Origin of the sequence: Haloparvum sedimenti, assembly GCF_001462205.1 — an archaeon.
GTDB lineage: Archaea > Halobacteriota > Halobacteria > Halobacteriales > Haloferacaceae > Haloparvum > Haloparvum sedimenti.
Genome location: NZ_LKIR01000130.1, coordinates 1 through 3,235, shown reverse-complemented (window position 1 = coordinate 3,235; position 3,235 = coordinate 1). Strand labels below are relative to the sequence as shown.

At 67.7% G+C, this 3,235-nt stretch carries 4 protein-coding genes; 3 read left to right on the top strand and 1 reads right to left on the bottom strand.

Features of this window, described 5'->3' with window-relative positions; all coding sequences use genetic code 11:
- Positions 1 to 522, top strand: a 522-nt coding sequence (locus AN233_RS17710) for a PD-(D/E)XK nuclease family protein (protein ID WP_218055085.1), incomplete at its 5' end; no start/stop codon positions are given.
- Between the two features lie 60 nt (positions 523 to 582).
- On the opposite strand, the gene AN233_RS11210 is transcribed toward AN233_RS17710, so the two are convergent.
- Positions 583 to 1,242, bottom strand: a complete 660-nt coding sequence (locus AN233_RS11210) for an HAD family hydrolase (RefSeq protein ID WP_058366872.1) — start codon at positions 1,240 to 1,242, stop codon at positions 583 to 585.
- Between the two features lie 98 nt (positions 1,243 to 1,340).
- Here AN233_RS11210 and AN233_RS11205 point away from each other — a divergent pair, with 98 nt between their 5' ends.
- On the top strand, positions 1,341 to 2,495 hold the full coding sequence (locus AN233_RS11205; protein WP_058366871.1) for a cell division protein FtsZ: 1,155 nt from the start codon (positions 1,341 to 1,343) through the stop codon (positions 2,493 to 2,495).
- Between the two features lie 191 nt (positions 2,496 to 2,686).
- Complete coding sequence (locus AN233_RS16875; RefSeq protein WP_125920020.1) at positions 2,687 to 3,178, top strand: hypothetical protein; 492 nt, start codon at positions 2,687 to 2,689, stop codon at positions 3,176 to 3,178.
- Positions 3,179 to 3,235 lie beyond the last annotated feature (57 nt).

Here is a 3,235-nt window from a genome sequence, read left to right as displayed (position 1 = left end):
GACGGCGGAAGGGCCGCCAACGGTGTGGTCGATCCCGCGAGCGAGGGCGTCGCGTCGATCGTTCGTGAGCGCGTTCGCCGCGGTGCGGGGGCCGCCGATCCGGACGAGCGCGCGGCGATCCGGTCGTTCGTGACGGACACGGTGCTGCCTCAGTTCTCGAAATCCGCGCTCGCGGACCGGCTTCACCGCGCCGAGACCGTCTACGTCGAGGAGCCGCTGGAGGGGGTGATCCGCGTCGACGGCGTCGAGGTCGAGGTTCCGGGGACGGCGGACTTCCTGTTGAAGATGCCCGACGGTCGCTGGGTCGTCGAGGACGTGAAGCTGGCGCTGTCCGAGGACGACGCCGCCGAGCCGCGCTACCAGCTCCAACTCGCGACGTACGTCTGGGCGCTGCGGCGGCAGGTCGGCGAAGAGCCGGCCGTGGACGCGTGGCTCTCGACGTTCGGCGTGCGCGCCGAGACAACGCCGTGGCGGCTCAGCACCAACGCCGTGTCGACGATGCTCCGGTCGTTCCTCGACTGATCGGCGGTGCGGCGGCTCGCAGGTCGCGGGGAGCGAACAGGCGTCCCGAATCCGGACCGATCAGGCCCGGCAGATGTCGTGGAGGTCCTCCAGCGTGTCGATCTCCCAGGTGGGCCAGACGTTCAGCTCCCAGTCGGTGCGGTGAGGACGCCGGATGAACGCGGAGTCGACGCCCGCGCGCTCGGCGGCGCGGATGTCCGACTCGTTGTCGCCGACGAACAGCGCGTTCTCCCCGTTGAGGTCCTCCAGCGCGCGCTTGAGGTAGTGGGGGTTCGGCTTGCGCAGGTTCAGGCTCTCGATGGTCGCCTCGCGGCCGTACGCGGCGCCGAACGGCTCGAACACGGAGAAGTGGTCGACGAGGAAGTCGACGGTCTCCTGCTGGTTCGAGCTGACGATGCCCATCTCCACGTCCAGATCCGCCAGCGTGTCGATGTCCCAGTAGGGGGTCTTGCGACCGGCGCGGGCCTCCTCCTGCTGGGCCTCCGCGAGCGTCGTGTCGCGCGTCTCCCAGAAGGTGTCCGGTTCGAGGTCGTACAGGTTACAGAGGCTCACAACCACGTCGGGCGTGGCGCCAACAGTCAGTCGTTCGACATGTTCGGGGTCCGGATCGTCCACGCCGAGTCGGGAGAAGGTCTCCCGGACGCCCTCCTGCAGGACGTCGAAGCTCGTGCGGCCGACAAGGACACCGTCGTTGTCGAACACGACGGTATCGTAGCTCATACCGTCTCGAAGGCGGTCACACTGATAAGTGTTTCAGCCCGAGGAGGCCACGCCGGCACGGCGGAAGGGATATGTCTCCGGTCCGTGACACGCCGATCATGCGCCTGCACGCACTCGGCCTCGGCGGCGCCGGCGGTCGGATCGTCGACCGGCTCGCGGCCGACCACGGCGACGAGCCGTTCCTGGACGCGACCGTCGCGTTCGACACCGACGCCGCCGCGCTGGACGCGCTCGACGCGGTGCCCGACGAGCACCGGCATCGGTTCGGCGACCGGACCGGCGGCGAGGGGCTCGACGGCGACCTCCGGCGCGGACTCGACCTGGGCGCGGAGCACGTCGACGAGCTGAGCCGCGCGCTCGACGCCGCGACGCCCTCCCGTGCGGAGGCGTTTCTGATCGTGACCGGGCTCGGCGGGGGAACAGGCGCGGGCGTCGCACCGGAACTAGTGCGGAACCTCCGACGACTCCACGACGTCCCCGTCTACGTGCTCGGAGTCCTGCCGGCGGACCCCGAAGCCGAGTCGTTCGCCGAACGGGCGGGCGGTCGCCGGGCGGACGCCGACGAAGAGCGAACCGCCGACCGCCCGCTCGCGGTCGCGAACGCCGCCCGCACGCTCGACGGGCTCGACGGGCTCGCGAACGCGATCGTCGGCTTCGACAACGACGCGTGGCTCCGCCGCGACGAGACGCTCGCCGAGGCGCGCGGGCGACTCAACGCCGTGGCCGCCGACCGGATCGCGGCCGTCTTCGGCGCCGGCGACGCGGCGGGGGGAGGGGGCGGGTCGGTCCCGCAACAGGTGGTCGACGCCAGCGACGTGAACCGCGCGCTCGGCGACCGCTCCGAAATCGCGGACATCGGCTACGCCGAGCAGGAGGTCGAAACGCCGGACGGCGGGTCGCGGTTCGGGCTGGGGCTGTTCTCCGCGTCCGAACCCGCGGACGTCGACACCAGCGAAGCCGTCAGCGCGATCGAGACGGTCATCAGGAAGGCGGCTCGCGGAAAGGGGACGCTCGGCACCGTCGCGGGCGGCGCCGACCGGACGCTGCTTTTGGTCGGCGGACCGCCCGCGTGGCTCAACCGCGAGGCCATCGCGGAGGGGCGCCGCTGGCTCGCGGAGGAGACCGGCTCCGACGCCATCCTGAGCGGCGACGCGCCGGACCCCGATGCCGAGGCGGTCCACGCGGTCGTCCTCCGGGCCGGCGTCGACCCGACCAAGCGACTGCGGGAGATCCTCGCGACGTCCGAAAACTGATCGAAACCGGGCGGCGAGCGTCGGTATCACCGTCGTTGCCGATGGAGTTGCACACGGAAGGTAGCAGACTGAGGTAAATCCCGAAATGAGCAGGGCAACAGTAACCGAAGCGAAACAACATTAAAGAGCCATACGGATCGCAAAATATGGCTATCGGGCGATATTTTCGGGGGCTGTCTGCGTATGATCTCATGGGAAATCTGCTTCCCGGTGTGATCGGACTGCTGACGATACTCGGGACTGCATCCGATCCGCCGCTGCCGCGATCGATCGGTGAACTTGTGCTATACGCAGCCTTTGCGTTCATTATCGGGAGTGTCATACAATCGTACGCATCCAGAGCGGTCGGGAGCCCACGGTCTTTCGTTCGAACGATGGAGTCGGCAGAGGTCGTACCCACTCTCCAGTACGAGGCGGCCGATGATCAGGGCGGCTCCGATGGTACTCAGAACGAAGAGGGTCGAATAGCCGCGAAGGCGCCCTCCGAAAGCGAAAAGCCAGATGGCAGGGAGTACCACTGGACAGTGTACCCTCTCGTCGATCCGATAACCTGCTGGTTCTCGTCACCGGAATGGGGTGAGAAATTGGACGACGCGATCCTCGTCAATCGGATCTGGGAGCACATCATCGACACTCACGAAATTCCGTTTGAAACGGCTGTGTTGAATCGCTGTAAGGCGTAGAGATTCACTGTTTGACGAAGCGCTTGATGTTATAGACGACACACATCAGCGCGATTT

Excerpts from the sequence above, each read along its gene's own strand:
- AN233_RS16875 (WP_125920020.1), top strand. The coding sequence starts at position 2,687 with ATGGGAAATCTGCTTCCCGGTGTGATCGGACTGCTGACGATACTCGGG.
- AN233_RS11210 (WP_058366872.1), bottom strand. The coding sequence starts at position 1,242 with ATGAGCTACGATACCGTCGTGTTCGACAACGACGGTGTCCTTGTCGGC.
- AN233_RS11205 (WP_058366871.1), top strand. The coding sequence starts at position 1,341 with ATGCGCCTGCACGCACTCGGCCTCGGCGGCGCCGGCGGTCGGATCGTC.